Origin of the sequence: Serratia sp. PGPR-27, from assembly GCF_022678525.1 — a bacterium.
Taxonomy (GTDB): domain Bacteria; phylum Pseudomonadota; class Gammaproteobacteria; order Enterobacterales; family Enterobacteriaceae; genus Serratia; species Serratia nematodiphila.
The window spans coordinates 1-25940 of sequence record NZ_JALBYS010000036.1 but is presented as its reverse complement, the minus strand read 5'-3'; the positions used below and the strand labels follow the sequence as shown (position 1 = coordinate 25940).

Here is a 25940-nt window from a genome sequence, read left to right as displayed (position 1 = left end):
AAGAGTATACTCAGCGCCTTGTTCAGCCAGACGCTATAAAGACCCCGCATGAGTTTACCTAACATCGCTGAAGTAAAATCCTTCCTGCTGGCGCTGCAGGATCACATCTGCGCGCAGCTCGCCCAGGCCGACGGCGGCGCCGTGTTCACCGAAGACCAATGGACGCGTGAAGAAGGCGGCGGTGGCCGCAGCCGCGTGCTGACCAACGGCGCGGTGTTCGAACAGGCGGGGGTCAACTTCTCGCACGTCTCCGGCGCCACCCTGCCGGCCTCGGCGACCGCGCACCGTCCGGAACTGGCCGGGCGCAGCTTCCAGGCGATGGGCGTCTCGTTGGTTATCCACCCGCTCAGCCCCTATGTCCCCACCAGCCACGCCAACGTGCGCTTCTTCATCGCTGAAAAACCGGGCGAGGCGCCGGTGTGGTGGTTCGGCGGCGGTTTTGACCTGACGCCGTTCTACGGTTTCGCAGAGGATGCCGTGCACTGGCACCGCACCGCGGCCGAGCTGTGTGCGCCGTTCGGCGACGAGGTTTACCCTAAATACAAGCAATGGTGCGACGATTACTTCTTCATCAAGCACCGCAACGAAGCGCGCGGCATCGGCGGCCTGTTCTACGACGATCTGAACACCCCGGACTTCGACCACTGCTTCGCCTTCACCCGCGCGGTGGGCCAGGGCTTCCTCGACGCCTATCTGCCGATCGTCGAAAAACGCAAGGCCTTGACCTGGGGCGAGCGCGAGCGCCAGTTCCAGCTGTATCGCCGCGGCCGCTATGTGGAATTCAACCTGGTGTGGGATCGCGGCACGCTGTTCGGGCTGCAAACCGGCGGGCGCACCGAGTCCATCCTGATGTCGATGCCGCCGTTGGTGCGTTGGGAATATAACTACCAGCCGGAGGCCGACAGCCCGGAAGCGGCGCTGACGCGCGATTTCCTGCCGGTGCGCGACTGGCTGCAGGAGCCGAAATGATGCAGATTTGGGTCGATGCGGACGCCTGTCCGAACGTGATCAAAGAGGTGCTGTTCCGCGCCGCCGATCGCACCGCCATCACCGTCACGCTGGTGGCGAACCAGCCATTGCGCACGCCGCCGTCGAAGTACATCCGTTCGCTGCAGGTGGCGGCCGGTTTCGACGTGGCCGATAACGAGATCGTGCGCCGCTGCGAAGCGGGCGATCTGGTGATCACCGCCGACATCCCGCTGGCGGCGGAGGTGATAGAGAAAGGGGCGGTGGCGCTGAACCCGCGCGGCGAGCGCTATACGCCGGACACCATCCGCGAGCGCCTCAACATGCGCGATTTTATGGATACCCTGCGCGCCAGCGGCATTCAGACCGGCGGCCCGAACGCCCTGAACCAGCGCGACCGCCAGCAGTTCGCCAACGAGCTGGACAAATGGCTGCTGCAGGCGAAACGGGCGCAGTGACTGCGCCCTGCTCTGCTGCGGTTTAGAAGCGCACCTCCCCGCCGAAGATATAAGTCCGCCCACGGGCGGTGTTGGCGGCCGTCGCGTCATCCCCTTGGATCGGCAACATATTCAGTTTGTTCAACGCCTCGGAATAGCTCTTGTTCATCACGTTTTGCACGCTAAATTTCAGCATGACGTTGCGGTTGATCTGATAAGTGCTGTACAGGTCAATAATGGTAGGAATGTTCGGCATCTCTTGCTTCAGGATTTCACCGGTCACTTCGCTCTGTTCATAATCCGGCGACAAGCGACGCGTTTTGCCCGTGTATTTCACGATGCTGCCGACGGTTAGCGATTCATCAAGGAAACGCACCCCGGTATCCAACGTAAAATACATGTCCGGTAGTTCATTGATATCCCCGGCGCCGAAATAGGTGCTGGCGATGGAGGTCGGCTGCTCGGTGTGTTGCTTGCTGAAAGAGACGCGGGCGAATGCTCGACCGGCGTCATAGTTGGCTTCAACCTCAACACCATGCATGCGTACCGGCGTCAGAGAGTTGACGTAGATATACATGTTGTCCGAGTAATCTTCGCTCGCATCGGCCCAATCGTTTTCCAGATTTTCGCGATAACTGCATTTCCGCCCATTGCGGCATACCATGTAGGACTCGCTGAAGATGTAATTACGTACCTTACTGGTATAGCCCACGACCTTAAGGCGCAATGAATCTTCCTTCACCAACAGATCGTGTCCGTTGGCATTGAAGCCGGCCTGCCAGGTTTCCGCCCGTTCCCCCTTGAGGAACGGGTTCATCGATGCGCCACCCGAGTTGGAATAGAACACTTCTTGAATGTTCGGCGCACGCATCGATTTGCTGTAGCTGACGAATGGCTGCAACCACGGCGTCACCTGCGCCGATAGCATGACCGAAGGATTGAACCCTTGCTCTTTCAAATTGATGTTCGCGGCCCCTTGCGGGAAGCATTCCACGCGATAATCGCATTCAGGCTTGTAGCCGGTCAGCTTGTTGCTGGTGTAGTTCAGGTTGAGATCGAGCTGATAGATATCCCGGTTAAGCTGCAGGCCGGTATATAAACTGCCGATTCGCTGCTCGCCGGATGGCGCGAAGGTGTTATTTTCTATCGCCTCCTGCGCCGTCTGCGCATTCTCTATCGCCGATTCAACATGTTTGCGGTATTGGTTGCGCATCAGCTTGCCGCCATAACTGAAGGCTACATCAGTATCCAGCAGGCTGAATCGGCTGGTGTTGTTGATATCCAGCGCATCGGAGCGGTTTTTTGCATTGGTGTTAAAGAAGGTGAATAGCGAACCGCCGTCGTATTTCTGATTGCCTTTACTGGTGCTGACGGTGAAGTTTAAATCCACCAGCTCCGAAAACGGCGCATAGTGATATTTGAGGTAGAGGTCATGACTATCGATATCGCGCCGAGAAAAGCGGTTTTGGTAGTTCCTGGCGGAAAACTCAATGCTATTGAACTCGTTAGGCTTGATATCCAGTTTGAACAGCTGTGACTTGGGATTTTGCTTCATAAATTCATCGTACCCAAAATCTTCGCTGCTGATACCGTCGCCATTGTTGAAGTTCGAATAAATAGAGCTCCCACTGACCGCGGCCATCGCGCCAATGCTGCCGGTATCGGTAAACGCCTGTCCCTTGCCGGCGACGGCGATCATGCCGCTGCGGCCAATGCCGTTGCTGCCAACCGAGAATTTGGTTCTCACGCCGAAAGGATTGCCGGAAAAGATCACATCATCAACACCGATAGTGCGGAAGTTGGCGCTGCCCGCCAACGCGTTTACGCCGCTGCCGCCGCTGTTCTCACCGCGCGCCACATCCACGCCGACGATGAAATTGGGGTCAATCAAAACGCCCGCCTGGTTATTGGTCGAACCGTGCGATATCACGCCAGACGTGGAAGTACCGTAATAGTTTTGGGTAATGCCATCGACCATGGTGTTAACCCGGCCGAAGCCGCTCAGGCCGCGAATATTGACGCTGACCGCCCCCTGACTGGGGTCAATCTGGGTATAGGTGCCCGGCATGCTGCGCAGAATGCTGTCCACCGACTCCAGATTTTTGTTTTCGTCGCGCGAGCTGAATGCGCCAGGCCTCGCCAACGCCTCTTTTTCACTGCTCTTGCCGCCGTCGGCGGCCGAGACGTTAAGCGGGCTGAACGCCACGCTGCCTTTATTATTTTCCGCCTGTTCCTGCGCGGCCGCAGCCGGCCCGTACAGCGCCAGTCCCGCGCCGATCAGGCTCGCTATCATTTTGATTTTCATATATCCCCAGAAATAGCCAATAAGGTTTGATGGCCGACAATGCCCAGCAAAAAGCCCGCCGAAACGCGCGGTAAAAGATTGTTATTGTTTTATTGCGCCGCAGCGTGCCGCGGCGCTGAAGGTTATTTCTGCGTCTGCCGATCCGCCGCCAAAATAAAGGCGTACTCCAGCGCGCCGTTTTCCAGCCGCGCCAGGCGGCCCGATTTGCCGCCGTGGCCGGCGGTCATGTCGGTGGAGAGCAGCAACAGCGAATCGCCCTGTTTGAAACGCCGCAGCTTCGCCACCCATTTGGCCGGCTCCCAATACTGCACCTGCGAGTCGTACAAACCGCTGGTGACCAGCAGGTTCGGATAATGCTGCTTGCGCACGTTGTCGTACGGGCTGTAGGACTTCATCAGCGCATAGGCGGCCGGCTGGTGCGGGTTGCCCCACTCCTCGTATTCCCCGGTGGTCAGCGGAATGCTGTCATCCAGCATGGTGGTCACCACGTCGACGAACGGCACCTGTGCCACCACCGCGTTGTACAGCTGCGGTGCCTGATTGATCACCGCCCCCATCAGCAAACCGCCAGCGCTGCCGCCCATGGCATAGATGCGTCCCGGTTGGCCGTAGCCGCCGTTGATCAACGCCTGAGTGGCGTCGATGAAATCGTTGAAACTGTTCGGTTTGTGCGTCAGCTTGCCCTGTTTGTACCAGCTCTGCCCCAACTCGCCGCCGCCACGCACGTGGATCAGCGCATAGACGAAGCCGCGATCCAGCAGGCTGATACGGTTGGCGCTGAACGCCGGATCCATGCTCATGCCGTAAGCGCCATAGCCGTAGACCAGCAGCGGGTTATGGCCGTTTTTGAACAGCGATTTGCGATATACCAGCGAGACCGGCACCTTCACGCCGTCGCGCGCCGTGATCCAAATGCGTTCGCTGTGATACAGGCTGGGATCGACGCCTTTCACTTCCTGTTGCTTGAGCAGGGTGCGCTCGCCCTTGTTCAGATCCCACTCATAGGTGCGGGTCGGCGTGGTCATCGCCGAATAGCCGTAGCGCAACCGATCGCTGTCCGGCTCCGGGTTATAGCCCAACCAGGCCATGTAGCTGGCGTCGTCGAACGGGATGGCGCGCTCGGTTTTACGGTCCCAGCTGATTTGCCGCAGCTGCACCAGTCCGTTGGCGCGTTCCTGCACCACCAGCCAGTCGCGGAACAGGCTGAAGCTCTCCACCTCGTGCTGCGCCTGCGGCGCAATCAGCGTCTGCCAGGGGTTGCCCGCCGCCGCCGTGCGGTACAGGCCGAAGTTCGGATCCTGATGGTTGGAACGCAGATAGAACTCGCCGCGGTAGTGATCGAGATAATACTCGCGGCCATTTTGCCGGGCGGCGAACAGCTGCGGCTCGCGCTGCGGCTGGTTGGCGTCGATCAGGCGCACTTCGGAGGTGGTGTTGCCGCTGATGGTGAGTATCAAGTAGTCACGCGAAGAAGAACGGCTGAGGCTGAGGTAGAACGCCGGATCGTTCTCCTGGTACACCAGCTTATCTTCCGCCGTCGGCGTACCGTACTGATGGCGATAGACCTGGTACGGCAACAGCGTTTGCGGGTGGTTGCGCACGTAGAACAGGGTTTGGCTGTCGTTGGCCCACACCATGTTGCCGGAGGTGTTTTCCAGCGTTTCCGGCGACCAACGCTCACTGTCTATCTCGCGCAGGGAGATGCGGTATTGGCGGCGGCCCTGCAGATCTTCGGCTACCGCCAGGCGGCGGTTGTCCAGACTGACGTCCAGCGCCCCCAGGCGATAATAGGCATGGCCTGCCGCGCGCTGATTGGCGTCCAACAGGGTTTGCCACGGCGTGTCGCCGGTGAGCGCCTGGCGCTGATACCGCGCGAAATCTTTACCGGCGGCGTAGCTTTCCTGATAGCGATAGCCGTTGAGCTGATACGGCACCGAACGATCGTCAGGGCTCATGCGGCCCAGCATCTCCTGATACAGCGTGGCGCGCAGCTTCTGGTACGGCGCCATCATCTGCTCGGTGTAGCGGTTCTCCGCCTTCAGGTAGTCCAGCACCTTCGGCTCTTTTCGGCTGTCGTCGCGCAGCCAGTAATAATCGTCGGTGCGCGTCTCGCCGTGGGCCGTCAGCGCTTTCGGCGCCCGTTCCGCCAACGGCGGCTGCGGTTGCGCCAGCGCGGCGCCGGCGACGCCTAAAGAAAGCCAGAGCGCGGCCGCGATGCGGCGACGCGGGGTGAATAACAGCGGATTCATAATCCCTCACGAAGTTTGAAAAGGCGGACGGCGGCGAGGCGGCGTCTGCGGGCATTAACGGCGGGCGTTCAGCTCCGCCAGATTGAAATCGATCGACATCCTTACCCTGACGGCCCCCTGCTGCAGCATCTCCGGCGGCGGCGGCGGCAACGGCTGCGCGCGCGACACCACCGCTACCGCTTCCCGATCCAGCGACGCGGTGCCGGAACGGATCTGCAGAGTCACGTTCGACACCCGCCCGTGCGCGTCGACGCTAAAACTGACCAGCGGCATGCCGCTACGCCGGCGGTTGCGGGCATCCGGGGGATACTCTTTGATGCGGTTCAGTTTGCCCTTCACCAGACTCTCCCACGACAGCTTGGCCTGCGCGCTGCTGTTGGCGTCGCTGTTGATCGGGGCGGCGGTTTGGTGAGAGAGCGTCTGCGCCTGCGGTGCGGCGGCGCTGGACGCGGCGGCGTTGCGCGTCTCTTTGGCCTGTTCCTGCGGCTTCGGCTGCGTTTTTTGCGGCGGACGGCGTTCGGCCCGCTTCTGCTGCGCCGTCACGATTTTCGCTTTATCGGCGCGCGCCAGCTTGGGCAGATCCGGCTGTTGCTGCTGCTCAGCGGGCTGCGCCGCGGCGGACTCCGTCTGCTGCACGCCCAGCGGCAGCGGTTTGCTTTCCGGCGCTTTAATCTGCGCCGCCCAGCTCATCATCACCGCCGGCGGCGGCAGCGCCACCGGCTCCAGCGCCGTCTGCGGCCAATAAAACAGCAGCACCAAAGCCGCGTGCGCCGCCAGGGCGAGCAGCAAGCCACGCGCCCAGCGCGGCTGCGGCAGCTCAAAGGCCGGAAGGGAATAAGACTGACTTAACATAGGGGCATTAGCTTGCTTAATTGCGAATGATTGCAGATCACATTTACTAATGATAATCATTTGCAACTATAATTAACACCCCTTTTCACTGCCTTAACGTATTCATTTCACTGATGGTGTGATCCACAGGTAGTCCGCTGTGTTCGCATCGACCTGTACGCCCGGCTCCGCCAGCATCAGCACCGTCGGCGCCGCCGCCGGTTGCAGATCCCGCACGTGCAGCGGCACGCCCACCGATTTGGCGGCGTGATAGCCGCCGGCGATTAACAGCGCGGGCGTGGGCGCCGCCAGCAAACGTTCCGCCATGCGCCGATCGCGCTGCTGCTGGATCGCCAACATCGCGTGCAGTTGGTCGGCCTCAATCTTGCCGCCGTGCGAAGTGCGGATGGTCTCTTCCAGCGCCTTGCGCACCGCCGGCTGCGCCGATAGCTGCCCCGCCGGGAACTGCGGCTGCTGATAGAACGCCGTAATCTCGCTGCGATCCAGGTTGGCTGACCACAGCGGGTATGGCGCGCGCATCGCCGCCATCGTCACCCCGCCATACAGTTCCCACTTCCAGCCCGGCTGCCAGGCGATCAGCTCCGCCACGCGGCCGTCACGCACTGTGGGGTCGCTCTGCAGCCACTGCTTGACTTTGTCCACCTGCGCCTGCTGGTTCGGGTTGATCATCTCCATCAGCACGCTGCCCTGCGGCCGCCGCGCCGGCAGTTGCTGCACCAGCCATTGCTCAACCTGATGGTGGTAAGGATTGTCATGTTTTTCCCCGACGATCACCCGCGGCTGCTGCGCCAATCGCGTCAACAGCTGCTCCGGCGTCAGGCTCGCACCGCTGTGCAGATCGGTGATGCTCCCCAAACTCGCGATGTCATTGGCCGGTGCCTTCACCGGCGTTTGGCTGCAGGCGCCGAGCGCCAAGGCCGCCAATAAAATCAGATATCTCATCATGTTGTCCCATTAGCGAAAATGGCGACATTATAGATAATAATTATCATTTGCATATAGATCCGACTTAACGATTTTTTTACGCGGCGATCGCCGGTGGCGCATTGCGTTAAAAAGGCATTACAGGTATAACCAATAGCCATTCAGATATTTAGACGTCTATACGGATAGATTATTATGCACGCATCGGCGCCCGCCGCAGGGCAGTTCAAACGCAGCATGAAGGCCCGGCACCTGGTGATGTTGTCGCTGGGCGGCGTGATCGGCACCGGGCTGTTTTTCAACACCGGCTACATCATCTCCACCACCGGCGCGCTCGGCACCCTGCTGGCTTACCTGATCGGCGCGCTGGTGGTGTATCTGGTGATGCTGTGCCTGGGTGAGCTGTCTGTGGCGATGCCGGAAACCGGCGCCTTTCACGTCTACGCTTCGCGCTATCTGGGGCCGGCCACCGGCTATGCCGTCGCCTGGCTGTATTGGCTCACCTGGACGGTGGCGCTGGGCTCCAGCCTGACCGCCGCCGGATTCTGCATGCAGTACTGGTTCCCGCAGTCGCCGGTGTGGCTGTGGTGCCTGATCTTCTGCGCGGCGATTTTCCTGCTCAACGTCGTGACCACCCGTTTTTTTGCCGAAAGCGAATTCTGGTTTTCGCTGATCAAAGTGGTGACCATTCTGGCGTTCATCATTCTGGGCGGCGCCGCCATGTTCGGCCTGCTGCCGATGAAAGACGGCACGCCGGCGCCGTTCCTGCATAACCTGACCGCTTCCGGCTGGCTGCCGCACGGCACGCTGCCGATCCTGATGACCATGGTGGCGGTGAACTTTGCCTTCTCCGGCACGGAACTGATCGGCATCGCCGCCGGTGAAACCGAGAACCCGGAGAAAGTCGTGCCGCTGGCGATCCGCACCACGGTGATCCGCCTGATGCTGTTCTTTATCGGCACGGTCTTCGTGCTGGCGGCGTTGATCCCGATGGATCAGGCGGGGATCGTCAAAAGCCCGTTCGTGTTGGTGTTTGAACGCATCGGCGTGCCTTACGCCGCCGATATCTTCAACTTCGTGATCCTGACCGCCATCCTGTCGGCGGCCAACTCCGGCCTGTACGCTTCGGGGCGCATGCTGTGGTCGCTGGCCCACCAGCGTACCCTGCCGGCCTACTTTGCGCGCGTCAATGCACGCGGCATTCCGATCAACGCCCTGACCTTCAGCATGCTCGGCGGCGTGCTGGCGCTGCTGACCAGCGTGATCGCGCCGGACACGGTGTTCGTCGCCCTGTCGGCGATCTCCGGCTTTGCGGTGGTGGCGGTGTGGCTGAGCATCTGCGCCGCCCACTATGCTTTCCGCCGCGCCTATCTGCGCAGCGGCCAGCCGATAAGCGGCCTGAAATACCGCGCCCCCGGCTATCCATTGACGCCGATCCTCGGCTTTGCGTTGTGCCTGCTGGCCTGTATCGGGCTGGCGTTCGATCCGGAGCAGCGCATTGCGCTCTACTGCGGGCTGCCGTTCGTCGCCCTGTGCTACCTCACCTATTTCCTGACCCGGCGCGCCGGGCAAAAAAATGCTTTGGGAGAACAACATGTCGGTTAACAACCCCGTCGCCCGCCTGCTGGCCGAACAGCCGACGCTGATCCTGGACGGTGCGCTGGCCACCGAACTGGAAGCGCGCGGCTGCGATCTGACCGATCCGCTGTGGTCGGCCAAGGTGCTGATTGAAAATCCCGAGCTTATCTATCAGGTGCATCTCGATTATTTCAACGCCGGCGCTCAATGCGCCATCACCGCCAGCTATCAGGCCACGCCGCAGGGCTTCTTGCGTCGCGGCCTGGATCAGGATCGGTCGCTGGCGCTGATCGCCAAAAGCGTGCAGCTGGCGCAACGCGCGCGCCACGATTATCTGGCCGAACACCCGCAGGCCGCGCCGCTGCTGATCGCCGGTTCTGTAGGCCCGTACGGCGCCTATCTGGCCGACGGCTCGGAATACCGCGGCGACTATCGGCTGGCGCAGGATGACTTCATTGCCTTCCACCGCCCGCGCCTCGCCGCGCTGGCCGCCGCCGGCGTCGATCTGCTGGCCTGCGAAACGCTGCCGTCGTTCGCTGAACTGCAGGCGCTGCTGACGCTGCTGCAGGAGTTCCCGACGCTCGGCGCCTGGTTCGCCTTCACCCTGCGCGACAGCCAACACCTCAGCGACGGCACGCCGCTGACGGAGGTCATGTCCGCACTGCGCGGCAACCCGCAGGTGCTGGCGATCGGCATCAACTGCATCGCGCTGGACAAGGTCGCCCCGGCGCTGCGTCAGCTGAGCGCGCTGGCCGACAAACCGCTGCTGGTCTACCCGAACTCCGGGGAGCATTACGATGCGGTGAGCAAAACCTGGCACGCCTGCGGCGGCGAACACGGCAGCCTGGCCGATCAGGCGGTAGAGTGGCGTGCGCTCGGCGCACATTTGATCGGCGGCTGTTGCCGCACCACCCCGCAGGATATTCGCGCCATCGCCGCGCGCTGTAAGGCATAAAAAAGCCCCCGGCGCCTACGGCGCAGGGGGCCAGTCATTCATCCCGGCCTTACAGCGGTTCGGTCTGGGCTTCCACCACCGCCAGCGCCACCATGTTGACGATGCGGCGCACCGAGGCGATCGGCGTCAGGATGTGCACCGGCTTGGCGACCCCCATCAGCACCGGCCCGACGGTCACCCCTTCCGAGCAGGAGACGCGCAGCAGGTTGTAACTGATGCGCGCCGCTTCCATGTTCGGCATGATCAGCAGGTTGGCCGAGCCTTTCAGCGGGCTGTCCGGCATCAGATCGTGACGGATGCTTTCCACCAGCGCGGCGTCGCCGTGCATTTCACCGTCGATCTCCAGCTCCGGCGCCAGCTCGTTCACCAGCTCCAGCGTTTTGCGCATCTTGCGCGCCGCCGGGCAGTCAGACGAGCCGAAGCTGGAGTGAGACAGCAGCGCCACTTTCGGTTCGATGCCGAAGCGGCGCACGGTTTCCGCCGCCATCAGGGTGATCTCCGCCAGCTGTTCCGGCGTCGGATCGTCGTTGACGTAGGTGTCGGCGATAAAGGTGTTGCCGCTCGGCAGCAGCAGCGCGTTCATCGCGCCGGCGACGTGCGCGCCTTCACGGAAACCGAACACGTTCTTCACCACGTCGTAATGCTCGTGGTAGCTGCCGATGGTGCCGCAGATCATCGCATCCGCTTCGCCGCGGTGCAGCATGATGGCGGCGATCAGCGTCGGGTTGCCGATCACCGCGCGGCGCGCCTGCTCTTGCGAGACGCCGCGGCGTTTCATGATCTGGTAGTACTCGCCCCAGTATTCGTTGAAGCGCGGATCCGACTCGTTGTTCACCACTTCGAAATCTTTGCCCGGCGTCAGCTGCAGGCCCAGCTTTTTCAAGCGCATCTCGATCACGCTCGGCCGGCCGACCAGGATCGGGAAGGCCAGCCCCTGCGACACCAGCTCTTGCGTGGCGTGCAGCACGCGCTCTTCCTCGCCTTCCGCCAGCACTACCCGCTTCATCTCTTTGCGCGCCTGCGAGAAGATCGGTTTCATGAACAGGTTGGTTTTGTAGACGAACTCCGCCAGCTTCTCCACGTAGGCGTCGAAGTCTTCGATCGGGCGCGTCGCCACGCCGGAATCCATCGCCGCCTTGGCCACCGCCGGCGCGATCTTGACGATCAGACGCGGATCGAACGGTTTCGGAATGATGTATTCCGGCCCGAAGGAGAGATCCTGATCGTCATACGCGGAAGCCACCACGTCGCTCTGCTCCGCCAGCGCCAGATCGGCGATGGCGTGCACGCAGGCCAGCTTCATCTCTTCGTTGATGGTGGTGGCGCCCACGTCGAGCGCGCCGCGGAAAATGAACGGGAAGCACAGGACGTTGTTCACCTGGTTCGGGTAGTCGGAACGGCCGGTACAGATGATGGCGTCCGGGCGCACCGCTTTGGCCAGCGGCGGCAGAATTTCCGGTTCCGGGTTGGCCAGCGCCATGATCAGCGGATCGCGCGCCATGGTTTTCACCATATCCTGCGTCAGGACGCCCGGGCCGGAGCAGCCGAGGAAGATGTCGGCGTTCGGGATGGCGTCGCCCAGCGTGCGCTGGCCGTTATCCTCGATGGCGTAGGCGGCTTTGGTCTGTTCCATATTGGCGTCGCGGCCTTTATAGATGACGCCTTTGGAGTCGCAGACGGTGATGTTCTGCTGACGCAGCCCCAGCGCCACCAGCAGGTTCAGGCAGGCGATGGACGCCGCGCCGGCGCCGGACACCACCAGCCGCACATCGGAGATGTTCTTCTTCACCACGCGCAGGCCGTTGAGCACCGCGGCGGTGGTAATGATCGCCGTGCCGTGCTGGTCGTCGTGGAACACCGGGATCTTCATGCGTTCACGCAGTTTCTGTTCGATGTAGAAACACTCCGGCGCCTTGATATCTTCCAGGTTGATGCCGCCGAAGGTCGGTTCCAGCGCGGCGATAATGTCGATTAATTTGTCAGGGTTATGCTCATCCACTTCGATATCAAATACATCGATACCGGAAAACTTCTTGAACAAAACGCCCTTGCCTTCCATCACCGGCTTACCGGCCAACGCGCCGATATTGCCCAGACCCAGTACCGCCGTGCCGTTGGAAATCACCGCCACCAGATTGCCGCGCGCGGTGTATTTGTAGGCCGCCAGCGGATCTTCGGCGATCTCGAGGCAAGGCGCGGCGACGCCCGGCGAATAGGCCAGCGCCAGATCGCGCTGAGTCGCCAACGGTTTGGTAGGGGAAACCTGGATCTTCCCTGGGACAGGAAACTGATGGAAATCAAGGGCACTCTGTTTGAGCTGTTCGTCCATTATGGATTCCTTTGTTTTTTGCTTTTATGTTGAGGTAAGGCTTTGAGGCTGCGCCCTGCCGTGGGCCATGGCGCCCAATTACAATGACAGGGCACAGCCTTGAAGTATAGTGAGAGAAACATCACAAACTTTGAAGCGCGCCATAACCTTGGTCGAAAGAGCGTTTTAAAAGTAAAAAAAGAAGGCCTGCGGGACGAGCAGAGAAACGCCGCCGTCAGCGCGGCGGCAGCGTGGCGCGCCAGGCGTTGAGCGTCTCCACCTGGCCGGCGCAAATGTGTAACGAGGTTTGTAATGCCAGGGCATAGCTCACCGCATCGCCCCAGGTCTCCCCCTGCAACCGCGGCTGCTCACAGGGCGCGAACACCGACTCAGGGGGCAACAGCGGCACGGCCTGCGGCGCCGGCGGCGGCCGGGCGCAGGAGCTCAAACACAGCGCCAGGCAGAGGCTGAGCGGCGCAGGGATCGTTTTTAATCGCTTCACGGTATTTCCTCTGATAAGCCTCGTGTTGCTGGCGCAGCTGCTGTTCCTGCCGCTGCTGCGCCGCCATCAGCGCACGATTTTGCGCGTCCTGTGTCTGCAAGGTGGCGATAAGCCCCGCCTGCTGCGCCAGGCTTTTTTGCAGTTCCGCCGCCTGTTGCCGCGCGGACGCCAACTGGTGCGACAACAGCGCGCTGTAGCCGCCGAGGCAGATAGCCGCCAGCAACAGCAGCAGCAACCCGCCCTGCATCAGTTTCTGCAGCCAGCCGCTCATGCCGGATAGTCCCGAAACGGCAGCTGGAAGTGCGGGCCATCCTTGAGGGTTTTCCATTCACCGCCCCATTCGACGTTGATGCCGCATTCACGCGCCGCGCGCCGCACCGCCACCGCAATTTGCGCGTAGTAATCCCACTCCCAGGAGACCACGCCCGCCGGCATCGCCACCACGTCCACCGCGTGTCCGGTCAGATGGCGGCTGCGCAGCGTTTGGCTGTTGCCGGCGCGCACCATTTCCCGCTGGCGCGCCATGCTGCGCAGCCCCTCGCTGACGGAAAACGGCACCAGCGAATAGCGCAGCGCCAGACGAATAACGCGCACCAGATCCGGATGCACGCCGCGCAGATTCTCTTCGCTGCGGGCGGTAAAGCGAATCTCTTCGATGTCATTTAACATTTTTAAACCCCGTCTTTTTGCCGATGAATTTTTTAATTAAGGCGTTGATGTAATCCGCCCCCATAAAACCAATCAATACGCTGGCCAAATTCGCCCACTTTAATTCCAGGCCCATCAACGCCAGCGCATCGCGCACCGTCCAGGCCAATAACGCGCACATCGCCGCATTCAATAAGCGTCGCCGAATGCCCACGTTGCGGTAGGCGCCATGTAATAGCGCCATCACGCCGGCCAGAATGGCGTTCAATACCGGCTGAAGATATTCACATACTCGCTGGACTATTAAGCCAACAGCGTCAGGCTCTATGCTGGACATAGCTCATCTCCTTTTTTATTTTTAATTAAATGCCAATCACGGCCGGTGGGACAGCGGATAATCAGAATCTAGTTAAGGATGCTATTACAAAGCAAATGAATAAATACAGGCCCTATGGTCGAATTCATTCACGCTGAACGTTGGCACAACACATAAACGCCAAGACAGGCGGCAGTGAATAAAAAATTCATTCTTATGGTGATTTATTTCGACTTTTGTTTTTACGAAAAATAAACATTAATGGCGGTGGGAAATACTTCCCCATCATAAAAACATCCACTCTGGAGAAATACCATGTCCACACGCAAAGCCGTTATTGGGTATTATTTTATTCCAACCAACCAAATCAATAACTACACCGAGACCGATACGTCCGTCGTGCCATTCCCGGTTTCCAACATTACGCCGGCCAAAGCCAAACAGCTGACGCACATTAACTTCTCGTTCCTGGATATCAACAGCAATCTGGAATGCGCCTGGGATCCGGCCACCAACGACGCCAAGGCGCGCGATGTGGTCAACCGTCTGACCGCGCTCAAAGCGCACAACCCCAGCCTGCGCATCATGTTCTCCATCGGCGGCTGGTACTACTCCAACGATCTGGGCGTGTCGCACGCCAACTATGTCAACGCGGTGAAAACCCCGGCGTCGCGCGCCAAGTTCGCCCAATCCTGCGTGCGCATCATGAAGGATTACGGTTTCGACGGTGTGGACATCGACTGGGAGTATCCGCAGGCGGCGGAAGTGGACGGCTTCATCGCCGCGCTGCAGGAGATCCGCACCTTGCTGAATCAGCAAACCGTCGCCGACGGCCGCCAGGCGTTGCCGTACCAGTTGACCATCGCCGGCGCCGGCGGCGCCTTCTTCCTGTCGCGCTATTACAGCAAGCTGGCGCAGATCGTCGCGCCGCTCGATTACATCAACCTGATGACCTACGATCTGGCCGGCCCCTGGGAGAAGGTAACCAACCACCAGGCGGCGCTGTTCGGCGACGCGGCCGGGCCGACCTTCTACAACGCGCTGCGCGAAGCCAATCTGGGCTGGAGCTGGGAAGAGCTGACCCGCGCCTTCCCCAGCCCGTTCAGCCTGACGGTCGACGCCGCCGTGCAGCAACACCTGATGATGGAAGGCGTGCCGAGCGCCAAAATCGTCATGGGCGTGCCCTTCTATGGCCGCGCCTTCAAGGGCGTCAGCGGCGGCAACGGTGGGCAATACAGCAGCCACAGCACGCCGGGCGAAGATCCGTATCCGAGCACCGACTACTGGCTGGTGGGCTGCGAAGAGTGCGTGCGCGACAAGGATCCGCGCATCGCCTCCTATCGCCAGTTGGAGCAGATGCTGCAGGGCAACTACGGCTATCAGCGGTTGTGGAACGACAAGACCAAAACCCCTTATCTGTATCATGCGCAGAACGGGCTGTTCGTCACCTATGACGATGCCGAGAGTTTCAAATACAAAGCGAAGTACATCAAGCAGCAGCAGCTGGGCGGCGTGATGTTCTGGCATCTGGGGCAAGACAACCGCAACGGCGATCTGCTGGCCTCGCTGGATCGCTATTTCAACGCCGCAGACTACGACGACAGCCAGCTGGATATGGGCACCGGGCTGCGCTACACCGGCGTCGGCCCCGGCAACCTGCCTATCATGACCGCGCCGGCCTATGTGCCGGGCACCACTTACGCGCAGGGCGCGCTGGTGTCCTACCAGGGCTACGTCTGGCAGACCAAGTGGGGTTACATCACCTCTGCACCGGGTTCAGACAGCGCCTGGCTGAAGGTGGGCCGCGTAGCGTAAACCATAAAAAAACCCCGTAGCCGAATGCTGCGGGGTTTTCATTGAGTTAACCGTTTGATTTTCGCGTCCCTTCGTCTCTATTCCTTCAGTTGTGGCACCATGGATAGCCGCCATCCCGCACCACTTCGCGGCCCATCAGGCTGTAGACATCGCTTTTACGCGTCAGCCGCTCATGCCACCAGTTAAACCCGGCGCCCTTGCTGGCCGGATGCCACGCCAGCCAAATCATTTCGTCGCCCTTTTGCATCTCCACCGGCACCGTCACCAGTTCGCCGCTGGCCAGTTCTTTTTCGATCAGCGCAGGCGGCAGAAAAGCGTGGCCGATGCCGCGCTTGAGCAGCGCCAGGTTGCTTTCCACATCGCACACCACCAGTTGACGCTGCAAGGGCAGCGTACCGTGATTGCGCTTGGGCAGCTCATGGCTGCTGTCGGCGATCACCACCACGATGTCGTTCAACCGCTGTTTCTTGCACACCGGCTTTCTCTGCGCCGCGAACGGGTGCGAAGGCGATACGCACAGCACAAAGTTGAGCTTGCCGAGCATCAGGGTTTTGGCCTGCACGCTGTCGGGAATTTGGCCGATGGCGATGATCAGATCCGCCCGGTTGTTTTTCAGCGCATCCCAGGTGCCGTTCAACGCTTCCCGCTGCACCGAGATATTGGCGTTCGGGCAATGCTGAATATAGTCGCGGATATCCTGCGTCAGCGTTTCCAGCGGGAAGAAGGTGTCTACCGCCAGGCGGATATTATTGTCCAGCTTGGGGATGTTGCGCACCCGGCTTTCCAGATCCTGCACCGCATTTAAAATCCAACTGCCTTCCTGCAGGAGAAATTCCCCTTCATCCGTCAGGGTAATCATGGGGCCATTGCGATGAAAAAGTTTCACGCAAAGTTTGCTTTCAATATTGGAAACCCGATAAGAGATCGCCGAAGGCGTTTTATGCAGCGCCTCCGCGGCCATAGAGAAAGATCCGGTGCTCTTGATGGTGCTGATTATTTTAATCGCGTCCAGGGATAATCTAGTCATACAAATTCCTCTTTAAAATAAAATAAGAAAAATGACACTAAATTCCCAAGGTGGTGGCGCACAAAAATCGATCAAATCGAACAAGGGTACTCATAGCAACAAGCAATATACTTCATAAATGAGAGCGCTATCTTAAATACTATTCATCACTACTTGATATAAATTTCATCATAGCGCCGTGCTTTTACACTGTGACAGTTAAATAAATTCGGCCTAACGATCAAAGATTGTCATCATAATATTTTTCGTTAATAGCCGGTAAAACATTCCGATCTACGGCCAAACCAGAATGGTAAAAATAAAACAAGCCGACAGAAATGGTTATTTCCAATTGCGTTATTAGTCTCTCATTTTGTCGGTGAAATACGCTCAACTTACAACATAATTTCAGTCAGGAGTGACTTATGAACAAAACTTCCCGTACCCTGCTCTCTCTGGGCCTGCTGAGCGCGGCCATGTTCGGCGTTTCGCAACAGGCGAATGCCCACGGTTATGTCGAATCGCCGGCCAGCCGCGCCTATCAGTGCAAACTGCAGCTCAACACGCAGTGCGGCAGCGTGCAGTACGAACCGCAGAGCGTCGAGGGCCTGAAAGGCTTCCCGCAGGCCGGCCCGGCTGACGGCCATATCGCCAGCGCCGACAAGTCCACCTTCTTCGAACTGGATCAGCAAACGCCGACGCGCTGGAACAAGCTCAACCTGAAAACCGGTCCGAACTCCTTTACCTGGAAGCTGACCGCGCGTCACAGCACCACCAGCTGGCGCTATTTCATCACCAAGCCGAACTGGGACGCTTCGCAGCCGCTGACCCGCGCTTCCTTTGACCTGACGCCGTTCTGCCAGTTCAACGACGGCGGCGCCATCCCTGCCGCACAGGTCACCCACCAGTGCAACATACCGGCAGATCGCAGCGGTTCGCACGTGATCCTTGCCGTGTGGGACATAGCCGACACCGCTAACGCCTTCTATCAGGCGATCGACGTCAACCTGAGCAAATAATCGGTCAAATGAGGAGATCGTTGAGGGTTCAGCCTGGCGCTGAACCCTTTTTTGCAGGTGCCGCTATTGCGACATGTTGAGGATAGTGCGCACATTGAGCGCGCTGGTGGCGATAATGTCGATGGCGCCGGTGCGCAAAGCGCCCAAAATCGCCAGCGCCTTGGTATTCTCGGAAGCAATGGCGATCACGCAAGGGATTTTGCGCAGCTCATCAATGCTCAGCCCGATCACTCTGTCATTCATCACCGTGTCGACATGCTGCCCCTGAGCATTGAAAAAGTCATAGCCGGCGATGTCGCCGATCACGCCCTGATTGAGGCTGGCGTCGATAATCTCGTGCGGCGTAAACCACCCCAATTTCACCATATAACTGTTTTCATTCATGTCGCCAATGCCGACTAACGCCACATCGGCCTTACGCGCACGATCCAGCGTTTCCTTAATCGTGCCGTTCTGCATGAAGGCGTCTTTCAGCGCGCGATTTTCGACGTAGGCCGGCGCATAGAGCGTCTCGCTGCTGCCGCCGAACTTCTTCGCCAGACGCCGGCTGATATGGTCGGCGTTGATCGCGTCGCCCGGACGGTGGGTGCCGCCGATGCCGCAGATGAACTTGCAGTTGCGTTCCGTCACGCTGCCGACATGATCGGCGATCGCCGCCACGTTGCGTCCCTGGCCGACCGCCAACACCATATCGTCTTTCAGCGACATCGCCAGATAATTGGACACCAGCGCCGCCACCTGCCGACGCTGTTCCTCTTCGTCCTGATGGTCGAGCGCGATCAACGCGCGGCTGATGGGAAAACGTTCCATCATCTGCTGTTCCAGCCGGGTGCTGAATACCGGGTGATAACGCACGTTGATCTCGACGATGCCTTCTTCCTTGGCGCGCTTGAGCAAACGACCGACTTTGATCCGTGAGATGCCGAACTTTTTGGCGATCTCTTCCTGCGTGATCTCATCCTGATAATAAGCAACGGCGATTTCGGTCAGCAGTTCGTTATCCTGGGACACAGTTTGTTTTTCCATCCGTTAGACGTTTCCCCACGGCAGGCCGGTTGATGATGGCGGAGGGACGATACACGCCCCTCCGACAAGGCTGAATGCCCGCTAGTATAACGCGTTCAGGCGGCAACGGTATTCAGTCGTTGCTCCACCTCGTCCGCCAATCGGGTCAAGAGCAGGCAGCAAGATACCGCGCCGGCGTCCAGTACGCCGCGCGAACGCTCGCCCAGACGGCTGGCGCGGCCGATTTTCGCCACCAGCTCGCGGGTGGAGTCCCGCCCGCGCTCTGCGGCGATTTTCATTTGTTCCAGCGCAGCGGTGAAGTCGTCACCGCGTCCCACCGCCTGCTCAAATGCCGCCACCGCCGGTATCAGCGTATCCATCAGACACTTGTCGCCCACGCCCGCGCTGCTGATGTCCTGCAGTTCGCGCAACCCGCCGTGCAACATCGCCAAAAATGCCTGCTTGTCCAGCACGCTGCGCTCACGGACGCTCTCCGCCATGCCCATGAACAGGCTGCCGTACAGCGGCCCCATCGAACCGCCGATGCCCTCCATCAGCGCATCCGATACCGCATCGAACGCCTGCGCCAGCGTGAGCTCGCGGCCGCGAATGGCATCGCCGCACATCGCGAATCCCTTCGACATATTAATGCCGTGGTCACCGTCGCCGATGGCGCCGTCGATTTCGCTCAGATACTCGCGGTTGCTGACAATGGTTTCTATCAGCCCCGTAACGATCTCACTGCCGTACCGGGTTGAAATTTGTTCCGTCATGATTCACTCCACCTGGGTTAAGCCTAAAGATTGCGCCGGCATGTCCAGCAGCGTTTTCAGTTCGTCATCCAGCGTCATCAGCGTCAGCGTCACGCCCATCATTTCCAGCGACGTGAAGTAATTGCCGACGTAGCGCCGATGCACCCGCACGCCTTTCTCCGTCAACCGACGCTCTATTTCGGCATAATAGATATACAGCTCCATCACCGGCGTGGCGCCTAGCCCGGAGATCAGCAACGCCACCTCCTGCCCCTGTTCCAGCGGCATGTCGTTGAGCACGAAATCGAGCATGGTGCCGGCCATCGCCGACGCCGACTGGATCGGCGACACCTCAATGCCCGGTTCGCCGTGATGGCCGATGCCGATCTCCATCTTGCCGTCTTCGATATGAAAATTGGGTTTGCCGACCGCGGGAATGGTGCAGGAACTGAGGCCGACGCCGATCGAACGACACCGGTCGATGGCCTTTTGCGCCGCGCCGATCACGCCGTCCAGATCGTACCCCTTGGCCGCCGCCGCCGCGCCGATCTTCCACATCAGAATTTCGCCGGCCACGCCGCGCCGTTTATCGATCTCACTGGCCGGCGCCGAGGCGACATCATCGTTGGCCACCACGGTTTTCACCCGTATGCCGGCCGCCGTGGCCTTCTTGATCGCCATCTTGACGTTCATGTTGTCGCCGGCGTAGTTGCCGTACAGGCAAGCGACGCCCGCACCGCTGTCCGCCGCCTTGAAAGCGTCGAGAAAAGCCCCCGCCGTAGGCGATGAAAAAATCTCGCCAATCGCGACGGCATCCAACATGTTTTTGCCGACATACCCCAGGAACGCCGGCTCGTGGCCGGAACCGCCGCCGGTGACGATGCCCACTTTGCCGGCGATCGGCGCAGGCGGATATTTCAACACCCGCGCATTGTCGGTGGCGGCATAATAGTTCGGGTGGGCCAGCCTGTAGCCCTGAATGGCGTCTTCCACTACGTGATCGGGATCGTTAATGATTCTGTTCATCGCGGCCTCTCTGTCGCCTGAATAAGAAATTATTGAATGGTGTAACCGCCGTCGACCACCAGGTTGGCGCCGGTGATCATCGCCGCCGCGTCGCCGGCCAAAAACAGGGCGCTGGCGGCGATATCTTGCGGCTCGGCGAAACGCCGCAGCGGGATTTTCTGCTTCATTTGTTCCGCCACCTCGCCTGACCAGGCCTTACGGCCCAGCTCCGTCAAAACCACGGTGGGCGAAATGGCGTTGACCCGCACGTTGTGCGGCCCCCACTCCAGCGCCAACACCTGGGTCAGACCGATTACGCCCGCCTTGCTGGCGCAATAGGCCAGGTGATTAGGCAAAGCCACCACCCCGGCCTGCGAGGCGAGATTGATGATGCTGCCGCCGCGCTGGCGAATGAAACGGCGCCCCACCGCCTGGCAGGTAAGAAACACGCCTTTCAGATTGACCGCCAGGGTTGCATCCCACGCCGTTTCCGGCAGCTCCTCGGCCGGATGCAGCGCGACGATGCCGGCGCTGTTGACCAGCACGTCCAGCCGCCCGAAATGCGCCTCAATCTGCGCTATCGCCCGCTCCACCGACGCGGCATCGGTGACGTCGGCCACGACGCCCACCGCCGCCTCGGCGTCCAGCTGTCGCGCCACTTCCGCAACCTGCGGCGCCCGATCGAGCAGCGCCACGCGCGCGCCGTTTTGCAGATAGCGTTCGGCAATAGCGAGACCGATCCCCGCAGCGCCGCCGGTAATCAACGCCACCTTGCCCTGCAGCGAGAGCTCGCGCGGCGCCGTAGTTTGATGATTAATCATAAATTTCCCCTTAAAACTGTGAACTTCACCCTCGGTCAGGATATTTTCGCCAAACTCGCGCCGCGTTCTTCCTGCACCGTCGCGCTTTCTTTCGGCAGCGTGACAAATTTCATCAGCACACCGCTGAACAGGTACAAACCGGTAAAGATCCAGATCACGCCAACGGTGCCGAGGCTGCCGATAAACAGCCCCACCACCGCCGGGCCGACAAAGGTGCTCAGGCCGGCGCCCAGATTGAGAATCGACATCGCCGCCCCCTTATTGTCCGGCGCCAGCGACGGCATGATGGCCGACAGCGGCACGAACGCCGCCAGGCAGGCGCCGAACAACCCGGCGGCGCAAACGGTCAACAGGTAGTTGGCGCCGAAGAATTGCGGCACGTAGTAGAACATCAGCGTGGTCAAGGCACAGCCGACGCAGCCAAACCACATCACCACATTGCGCCAGCCGAGCCCGTCGCTGATCACGCCGAAAATCAGGTTGAAAATGATGTTGACCGTCCACAGCGCGGCGTACATCTGCAGCCAATGCGTGCGGGTGAACCCCATATCCATCATGTACATGGGCATGAATACGACGAAGCCGTAAGCCGCAGAGGTATTAATGGTGCGCACGATGCCGCCCAGGCCAATCTTCGGGTTTTCAAACGCGATGGTGATGCCCTTCAAGACATAACCCAGCGACGCTTTTTCCCGGTTGCCGCTCTGTGCCGCGCCGTCGTCGCGATTGAGCATCAGCGCAATCACCGCGCCCAGCACGACGAAAATCAGCGCGCTCCACAGCGTGTGGATCTCGCCGAGATAAGGCAGCATGATGCTGGAATACAGCACGCCCAGCACGCTGAGCCCGCCGCTGTAGACGAACCAGAAAATCCCCACCGCCGACCCCAGCCTTTCCGGCGGCGCCTCATACGCCACCCACACCAGAAAACCGTAGGCGAACAACGGATAACCCAAGCCGCGCAGCGCATAGGTCGGCACCATGATCGCCAGGTTGTTGCTCGGCAGGCCGAACGTCAAAAAACACACCGAACCGAACAGAAACAGCAGCAGGCCGGCCAACATCACCCGCCGGGCGGTAAAGATTTCCGCCAACACGCCGGAAAACCAGGCGGCGATGGCGGCCGCAAAGCCATAAACGCTGAACAGCAGCGCCGATTCCTGAATGCTCAGCCCTTTGCCAATCAAATACGGCGACAGCCAGCCCTGTTCCAGCCCTTCGCCCATCATGAACACCAACACGCCGGCATAGCCCAGCAGCAGTTTCGGTGACAGACCAATGCGATGAATCAGTCCATGCAACATAGAACACCCCAGCACATGTGATTATGGAGGCGCAGGCTCGCCCGCACCCGAGGAACGACGCAGGTTTCAGAGGTTTGGATTAAGCACCACTTTGATTGAACCGATACCGCGCTTCATCAGCTCGAAACCTTCGGCGAACTGTTCCAGCGGCAACGTATGCGTCACCACGCCTTCGGTCGGCAGATCGCCATTGGCGATGCCTTCGATCACCAGCGGATAGCAGTAAGGGCCGAGGTGCGAACCGAGCACGTCCAGTTCCTTGCGGTCGCTGATGATGCTCCAGTCGACGGTCACCGGATCCTTAAACACGGAAAATTCGACGAAGGTGCCGAGCTTGCGGATCAGCGTCAGGCCCTGTTCCACGGACTTCTGTGCGCCGGTCGCCTCGATGTAGATGTCGCAGCCGTAGCCCTCGGTCATCGCTTTAACCGCGGCGGGCACGTCGTCACGGGTGGGATTGAGCGTCACATCCGCGCCGAAGCGCTTCGCCAAGGCCAGACGTTCGTCGGACAGATCCAGCACCACCAGCTTCGAGGGCCCGGATTTCTTGATGGCCCCGATCATGCCCAGCCCCAGGGTGCCGGCGCCGGCCAACACCACCACATCGCCCAGTTTGATATTGGCGCGTTGCACCGCATGGAAGGAGCAAGCATAGGGTTCGATCAGAATGGCTTTTTCGATCGGCAGGTCGGCCGGCACATGATAGTTAATCGCCTCTTTGGTGAACTTCATGTACTCGGCCATGCCGCCGTTAGCGTTTTTCTGGAAACCGTACAGGTCATGCTTTTCGCACATCCAATACTGACCGCGGTTGCAGAAGCGGCATTGCCAGCAGGGAACGATTTGTTCTGATATCACGCGATCGCCGAGATTGAAGCCCTCGACGCCTTCACCGTACCCCACGACATGGCCGATAAATTCATGGCCGGGGATCATCGGCGCCTTGATGTACGCCGGTTGTTTTTCATCACCCCAGAAGCTGGGCGCCCCTTCGAACGCTTTAACATCACCGGCGCAGATGCCGCAGGCCTCGATCTTCACCAGGATCTCTTTCGGGCCGATCTTCGGTACCGGCACCTGTTCCAGGCGGTAATCTTTCGGGGCGTACGCCACAACCGCCTTCATGATCTCGGGGATACCGGCCGCCATTTTCGCCTCTGTTATGCAGGTCTGACACATAGCACTCTCCTCTGGTAGGGAAACTTCTTTTGATCATTAACACAAACAAAGAACAAATGAACACTAACGCCATGCATTCAATTTGCCCACAGTGAACTTATCAAAGTGTGACATCGCTCAAAAACCCATCTCCACTAGAGTAAATAACGATTAAAAGCCCTTTTTTAGTGACTAAGATCACCTTTTACAGTGGCAAACTGAAAATCCAGGCAAAAAACAAAAGAACACAGATTGAACATTTGATTAAACAGGGATACGGTAATGAACGTGGCGCCACCGAGGATCGCCACCCTTTTCGTTACCAATCAGGAGACCGCTATGCTGCCTATCGCCATCGGCGCCGATGATGCCGCCATTGAACTGAAAGATCTGATCGTTGCCCACCTGCAACAACGGGACATCCCCGTCATTGACTACACGACGGATCGCGCCGCAGAAACGGGGATCTATCCCGATATCGCCTATCGCGTCGCGCAGGCGATACGGGAGGAAAAACATCGGCGGGGCATCCTGCTGTGCGGCACCGGCATCGGTATGAGCATCGTGGCCAATAAAGTGCCCGGCATTCGTGCGGCGCAATGTCACGATACCTACTCCGCCCAGCGGGCGCGCAAAAGCAATGATGCTCAGATCATCACGCTGGGCGCGCGGGTCATCGGTGCCGAACTGGCGAAAACCATCGTCGATGCCTGGCTGGAATCGGAGTTTGAAGGGGGGGGATCGGCGCCGAAAGTCGAGCGGATCGGCTATTACGAAAACGCGGCCGGACGGCGTTAAACCGCCTGCCGTCTCGATGGCGGTCGCGCGCAAGCCGCGCTCCGCCTGGGTTTATTCGGCATTCATTGTTATTATCCATCGCAACAATCAGAAAAAGCGCATTTTCATTCTCGATCCGATGATGCAGTGTGTTCCCCCTATGATGAAAAAGGTTCTCATTTCCCTACATTGAGCTTGGTCAAGGAGCTTATCAATGAATCAATTAGACGCACTCAAGCAGCTGACCACGGTGGTCGCCGACAGCGGCGATATCGAATCCATCCGCCAGTTCGAACCCCAGGACGCCACCACCAACCCTTCGCTGATCCTGAAAGCCGCCGCGCTGCCGCAGTACAAGGCGCTGATCACCGAAGCGTTGGAGTATGCCCGCCGCCAGGGCGGCAGCAAGGAAACCCAACTGATCAACGCCAGCGATAAGCTGGCGGTCAATATCGGCGTCGAGATCCTCAAAAGCGTGCCGGGCCGCATCTCCACCGAAGTGGACGCCCGCCTGTCGTTCGACCGCGGCATGTGCGTCGCCAAAGCGCGCAAGCTGATCGCCATGTACCAAGAACAAGGCATCGACAAATCGCGCATCCTGATCAAACTGGCTTCCACCTGGGAAGGCATCAAAGCCGCCGAGGAGCTGGAAAAAGAAGGCATCAACACCAACCTGACGCTGCTGTTCTCCTTCGCCCAGGCTCGCGCCTGCGCCGAAGCCGGCGTGTATCTGATCTCGCCGTTCGTCGGCCGCATCTATGACTGGTACCAGGCCAAACAGCCTGTCGCCGACTACGACGCCGATCGGGATCCGGGCGTGAAATCGGTGCGCACCATCTATGAATACTACAAGCGTCATCGTTACCAGACGGTGATCATGGGCGCCAGCTTCCGCAAGGTTGAGCAGATCCTGGCGCTGGCCGGCTGCGATCGCCTGACCATCGCGCCAAACCTGCTGGAACAGCTGAAAAACAGCGAGCAGCCGGTCGAACGCAAGCTGACCCCGTCTACCGAGGGCTTCCACCAACCGGCTCCGCTGGCCGAAGCGGAGTTCCGCTGGCTGCACAACCAGGACGCCATGGCGGTGGAAAAACTCGCCGAAGGCATTCGCCTGTTCGCCGTCGACCAGCAGAAGCTGGAAGACATGTTGGCCGCTCAACTGTAATCGCACTGGAGTTTCGTTATGTCCTCTCGTAAAGAGCTTGCCAACGCTATCCGCGCACTCAGCATGGACGCCG

The 25940-nt window shown here is 59.8% G+C and carries 24 protein-coding genes; 8 read left to right on the top strand and 16 right to left on the bottom strand.

Annotated features, from left to right (window positions below):
• The first annotated feature begins 48 nt into the window (after positions 1-48).
• Positions 49-969 (top strand): oxygen-dependent coproporphyrinogen oxidase, encoded by a 921-nt coding sequence (gene hemF, locus MMS95_RS18405; RefSeq protein WP_015378680.1) that lies wholly within the window; start codon positions 49-51, stop codon positions 967-969.
• Positions 969-1424 carry a YaiI/YqxD family protein gene (locus tag MMS95_RS18400; protein ID WP_004936514.1) on the top strand — a complete coding sequence of 152 codons (456 nt, stop codon included), beginning with the start codon at positions 969-971 and terminating at the stop codon, positions 1422-1424. The genes hemF and MMS95_RS18400 overlap by 1 nt, the downstream gene beginning before the upstream one ends.
• A gap of 22 nt (positions 1425-1446) precedes the next feature.
• Here the strand turns inward: MMS95_RS18400 and MMS95_RS18395 are convergent, their stop codons facing one another.
• The 4 genes from MMS95_RS18395 to MMS95_RS18380 all read right to left on the bottom strand — a co-directional run bounded on the left by MMS95_RS18395 (position 1447) and on the right by MMS95_RS18380 (position 7751).
• On the bottom strand, positions 1447-3708 hold the full coding sequence (locus MMS95_RS18395; RefSeq protein WP_049243142.1) for a TonB-dependent receptor: 2262 nt from the start codon (positions 3706-3708) through the stop codon (positions 1447-1449).
• Positions 3709-3830: 122 nt separating this feature from the next.
• A complete protein-coding gene (locus tag MMS95_RS18390) occupies positions 3831-5957 on the bottom strand; it encodes a S9 family peptidase (protein ID WP_242142049.1) in 2127 nt (708 codons plus the stop codon).
• A 54-nt stretch (positions 5958-6011) separates the two neighbouring features.
• Entirely contained in the window at positions 6012-6809 is a 798-nt protein-coding gene (locus MMS95_RS18385) for a TonB family protein (protein ID WP_242142047.1), read from the bottom strand.
• Positions 6810-6911: 102 nt separating this feature from the next.
• Entirely contained in the window at positions 6912-7751 is an 840-nt protein-coding gene (locus tag MMS95_RS18380; RefSeq protein ID WP_099982434.1) for a ChaN family lipoprotein, read from the bottom strand.
• Between the two features lie 177 nt (positions 7752-7928).
• Between MMS95_RS18380 and mmuP the strand changes: the two genes are divergently transcribed.
• Both mmuP and mmuM read left to right on the top strand, forming a co-directional pair.
• Positions 7929-9338, top strand: a complete 1410-nt coding sequence (gene mmuP, locus MMS95_RS18375) for an S-methylmethionine permease (RefSeq protein ID WP_033639696.1) — start codon at positions 7929-7931, stop codon at positions 9336-9338.
• Entirely contained in the window at positions 9328-10266 is a 939-nt protein-coding gene (mmuM, locus tag MMS95_RS18370; RefSeq protein ID WP_099982391.1) for a homocysteine S-methyltransferase, read from the top strand. The genes mmuP and mmuM overlap by 11 nt, the downstream gene beginning before the upstream one ends.
• A 49-nt stretch (positions 10267-10315) precedes the next feature.
• Here the strand turns inward: mmuM and maeB are convergent, their stop codons facing one another.
• The 5 genes from maeB to MMS95_RS18345 form a co-directional block, all read right to left on the bottom strand.
• The gene (maeB, locus tag MMS95_RS18365) at positions 10316-12595 is read right to left on the bottom strand and encodes an NADP-dependent oxaloacetate-decarboxylating malate dehydrogenase (RefSeq protein ID WP_004936542.1); all 2280 of its coding nucleotides are present in this window, start codon (positions 12593-12595) and stop codon (positions 10316-10318) included.
• Positions 12596-12809: 214 nt separating this feature from the next.
• Positions 12810-12983, bottom strand: a complete 174-nt coding sequence (locus tag MMS95_RS18360; RefSeq protein WP_162895220.1) for a hypothetical protein — start codon at positions 12981-12983, stop codon at positions 12810-12812.
• Entirely contained in the window at positions 12964-13347 is a 384-nt protein-coding gene (locus MMS95_RS18355) for a hypothetical protein (protein WP_242142045.1), read from the bottom strand. Before MMS95_RS18355 ends, MMS95_RS18360 begins: the two co-directional genes overlap by 20 nt.
• Positions 13344-13745 (bottom strand): M15 family metallopeptidase, encoded by a 402-nt coding sequence (locus MMS95_RS18350; protein WP_033643981.1) that lies wholly within the window; start codon positions 13743-13745, stop codon positions 13344-13346. The genes MMS95_RS18355 and MMS95_RS18350 overlap by 4 nt, the downstream gene beginning before the upstream one ends.
• Positions 13735-14061: a phage holin, lambda family gene (locus MMS95_RS18345; RefSeq protein WP_004936551.1), complete on the bottom strand. Its 327-nt coding sequence runs from the start codon at positions 14059-14061 to the stop codon at positions 13735-13737. The genes MMS95_RS18350 and MMS95_RS18345 overlap by 11 nt, the downstream gene beginning before the upstream one ends.
• A 294-nt stretch (positions 14062-14355) precedes the next feature.
• Between MMS95_RS18345 and MMS95_RS18340 the strand changes: the two genes are divergently transcribed.
• Entirely contained in the window at positions 14356-15855 is a 1500-nt protein-coding gene (locus tag MMS95_RS18340) for a glycosyl hydrolase family 18 protein (RefSeq protein WP_044030722.1), read from the top strand.
• 85 nt (positions 15856-15940) lie between these two features.
• Here the strand turns inward: MMS95_RS18340 and MMS95_RS18335 are convergent, their stop codons facing one another.
• The gene (locus tag MMS95_RS18335) at positions 15941-16882 is read right to left on the bottom strand and encodes a LysR family transcriptional regulator (protein ID WP_015378692.1); all 942 of its coding nucleotides are present in this window, start codon (positions 16880-16882) and stop codon (positions 15941-15943) included.
• Positions 16883-17286: 404 nt separating this feature from the next.
• Here MMS95_RS18335 and MMS95_RS18330 point away from each other — a divergent pair, with 404 nt between their 5' ends.
• Complete coding sequence (locus MMS95_RS18330) at positions 17287-17880, top strand: lytic polysaccharide monooxygenase (protein WP_004936574.1); 594 nt, start codon at positions 17287-17289, stop codon at positions 17878-17880.
• A gap of 63 nt (positions 17881-17943) precedes the next feature.
• On the opposite strand, the gene MMS95_RS18325 is transcribed toward MMS95_RS18330, so the two are convergent.
• The 6 genes from MMS95_RS18325 to MMS95_RS18300 form a co-directional block, all read right to left on the bottom strand.
• Complete coding sequence (locus MMS95_RS18325; protein ID WP_004936575.1) at positions 17944-18906, bottom strand: sugar-binding transcriptional regulator; 963 nt, start codon at positions 18904-18906, stop codon at positions 17944-17946.
• A 95-nt stretch (positions 18907-19001) separates the two neighbouring features.
• On the bottom strand, positions 19002-19658 hold the full coding sequence (dhaL, locus tag MMS95_RS18320; protein WP_118891798.1) for a dihydroxyacetone kinase subunit DhaL: 657 nt from the start codon (positions 19656-19658) through the stop codon (positions 19002-19004).
• Positions 19659-19661: 3 nt separating this feature from the next.
• Positions 19662-20663, bottom strand: coding sequence for a dihydroxyacetone kinase subunit DhaK (locus tag MMS95_RS18315; protein WP_103687125.1), 1002 nt, complete (start codon positions 20661-20663; stop codon positions 19662-19664).
• A 29-nt stretch (positions 20664-20692) separates the two neighbouring features.
• Positions 20693-21463 carry an SDR family oxidoreductase gene (locus MMS95_RS18310; protein WP_016926758.1) on the bottom strand — a complete coding sequence of 257 codons (771 nt, stop codon included), beginning with the start codon at positions 21461-21463 and terminating at the stop codon, positions 20693-20695.
• A 35-nt stretch (positions 21464-21498) separates the two neighbouring features.
• Entirely contained in the window at positions 21499-22767 is a 1269-nt protein-coding gene (locus tag MMS95_RS18305) for an MFS transporter (protein WP_033632417.1), read from the bottom strand.
• 66 nt (positions 22768-22833) lie between these two features.
• Complete coding sequence (locus MMS95_RS18300; protein ID WP_277951871.1) at positions 22834-23946, bottom strand: alcohol dehydrogenase catalytic domain-containing protein; 1113 nt, start codon at positions 23944-23946, stop codon at positions 22834-22836.
• A gap of 318 nt (positions 23947-24264) precedes the next feature.
• On the opposite strand from MMS95_RS18300, the gene rpiB reads away from it, so the two are divergent.
• Positions 24265-24723, top strand: a complete 459-nt coding sequence (gene rpiB, locus MMS95_RS18295; RefSeq protein ID WP_004936593.1) for a ribose 5-phosphate isomerase B — start codon at positions 24265-24267, stop codon at positions 24721-24723.
• 193 nt (positions 24724-24916) lie between these two features.
• Positions 24917-25867 (top strand): transaldolase, encoded by a 951-nt coding sequence (gene tal, locus MMS95_RS18290; RefSeq protein ID WP_060560029.1) that lies wholly within the window; start codon positions 24917-24919, stop codon positions 25865-25867.
• Positions 25868-25940 lie beyond the last annotated feature (73 nt).

Excerpts from the sequence above, each read along its gene's own strand:
- hemF (WP_015378680.1), top strand. The coding sequence starts at position 49 with ATGAGTTTACCTAACATCGCTGAAGTAAAATCCTTCCTGCTGGCGCTG.
- MMS95_RS18400 (WP_004936514.1), top strand. The coding sequence starts at position 969 with ATGCAGATTTGGGTCGATGCGGACGCCTGTCCGAACGTGATCAAAGAG.
- MMS95_RS18395 (WP_049243142.1), bottom strand. The coding sequence starts at position 3,708 with ATGAAAATCAAAATGATAGCGAGCCTGATCGGCGCGGGACTGGCGCTG.
- MMS95_RS18390 (WP_242142049.1), bottom strand. The coding sequence starts at position 5,957 with ATGAATCCGCTGTTATTCACCCCGCGTCGCCGCATCGCGGCCGCGCTC.
- MMS95_RS18385 (WP_242142047.1), bottom strand. The coding sequence starts at position 6,809 with ATGTTAAGTCAGTCTTATTCCCTTCCGGCCTTTGAGCTGCCGCAGCCG.
- MMS95_RS18380 (WP_099982434.1), bottom strand. The coding sequence starts at position 7,751 with ATGAGATATCTGATTTTATTGGCGGCCTTGGCGCTCGGCGCCTGCAGC.
- mmuP (WP_033639696.1), top strand. The coding sequence starts at position 7,929 with ATGCACGCATCGGCGCCCGCCGCAGGGCAGTTCAAACGCAGCATGAAG.
- mmuM (WP_099982391.1), top strand. The coding sequence starts at position 9,328 with ATGTCGGTTAACAACCCCGTCGCCCGCCTGCTGGCCGAACAGCCGACG.
- maeB (WP_004936542.1), bottom strand. The coding sequence starts at position 12,595 with ATGGACGAACAGCTCAAACAGAGTGCCCTTGATTTCCATCAGTTTCCT.
- MMS95_RS18355 (WP_242142045.1), bottom strand. The coding sequence starts at position 13,347 with ATGAGCGGCTGGCTGCAGAAACTGATGCAGGGCGGGTTGCTGCTGCTG.
- MMS95_RS18350 (WP_033643981.1), bottom strand. The coding sequence starts at position 13,745 with ATGTTAAATGACATCGAAGAGATTCGCTTTACCGCCCGCAGCGAAGAG.
- MMS95_RS18345 (WP_004936551.1), bottom strand. The coding sequence starts at position 14,061 with ATGTCCAGCATAGAGCCTGACGCTGTTGGCTTAATAGTCCAGCGAGTA.
- MMS95_RS18340 (WP_044030722.1), top strand. The coding sequence starts at position 14,356 with ATGTCCACACGCAAAGCCGTTATTGGGTATTATTTTATTCCAACCAAC.
- MMS95_RS18335 (WP_015378692.1), bottom strand. The coding sequence starts at position 16,882 with ATGACTAGATTATCCCTGGACGCGATTAAAATAATCAGCACCATCAAG.
- MMS95_RS18330 (WP_004936574.1), top strand. The coding sequence starts at position 17,287 with ATGAACAAAACTTCCCGTACCCTGCTCTCTCTGGGCCTGCTGAGCGCG.
- MMS95_RS18325 (WP_004936575.1), bottom strand. The coding sequence starts at position 18,906 with ATGGAAAAACAAACTGTGTCCCAGGATAACGAACTGCTGACCGAAATC.
- dhaL (WP_118891798.1), bottom strand. The coding sequence starts at position 19,658 with ATGACGGAACAAATTTCAACCCGGTACGGCAGTGAGATCGTTACGGGG.
- MMS95_RS18315 (WP_103687125.1), bottom strand. The coding sequence starts at position 20,663 with ATGAACAGAATCATTAACGATCCCGATCACGTAGTGGAAGACGCCATT.
- MMS95_RS18310 (WP_016926758.1), bottom strand. The coding sequence starts at position 21,463 with ATGATTAATCATCAAACTACGGCGCCGCGCGAGCTCTCGCTGCAGGGC.
- MMS95_RS18305 (WP_033632417.1), bottom strand. The coding sequence starts at position 22,767 with ATGTTGCATGGACTGATTCATCGCATTGGTCTGTCACCGAAACTGCTG.
- MMS95_RS18300 (WP_277951871.1), bottom strand. The coding sequence starts at position 23,946 with ATGTGTCAGACCTGCATAACAGAGGCGAAAATGGCGGCCGGTATCCCC.
- rpiB (WP_004936593.1), top strand. The coding sequence starts at position 24,265 with ATGCTGCCTATCGCCATCGGCGCCGATGATGCCGCCATTGAACTGAAA.
- tal (WP_060560029.1), top strand. The coding sequence starts at position 24,917 with ATGAATCAATTAGACGCACTCAAGCAGCTGACCACGGTGGTCGCCGAC.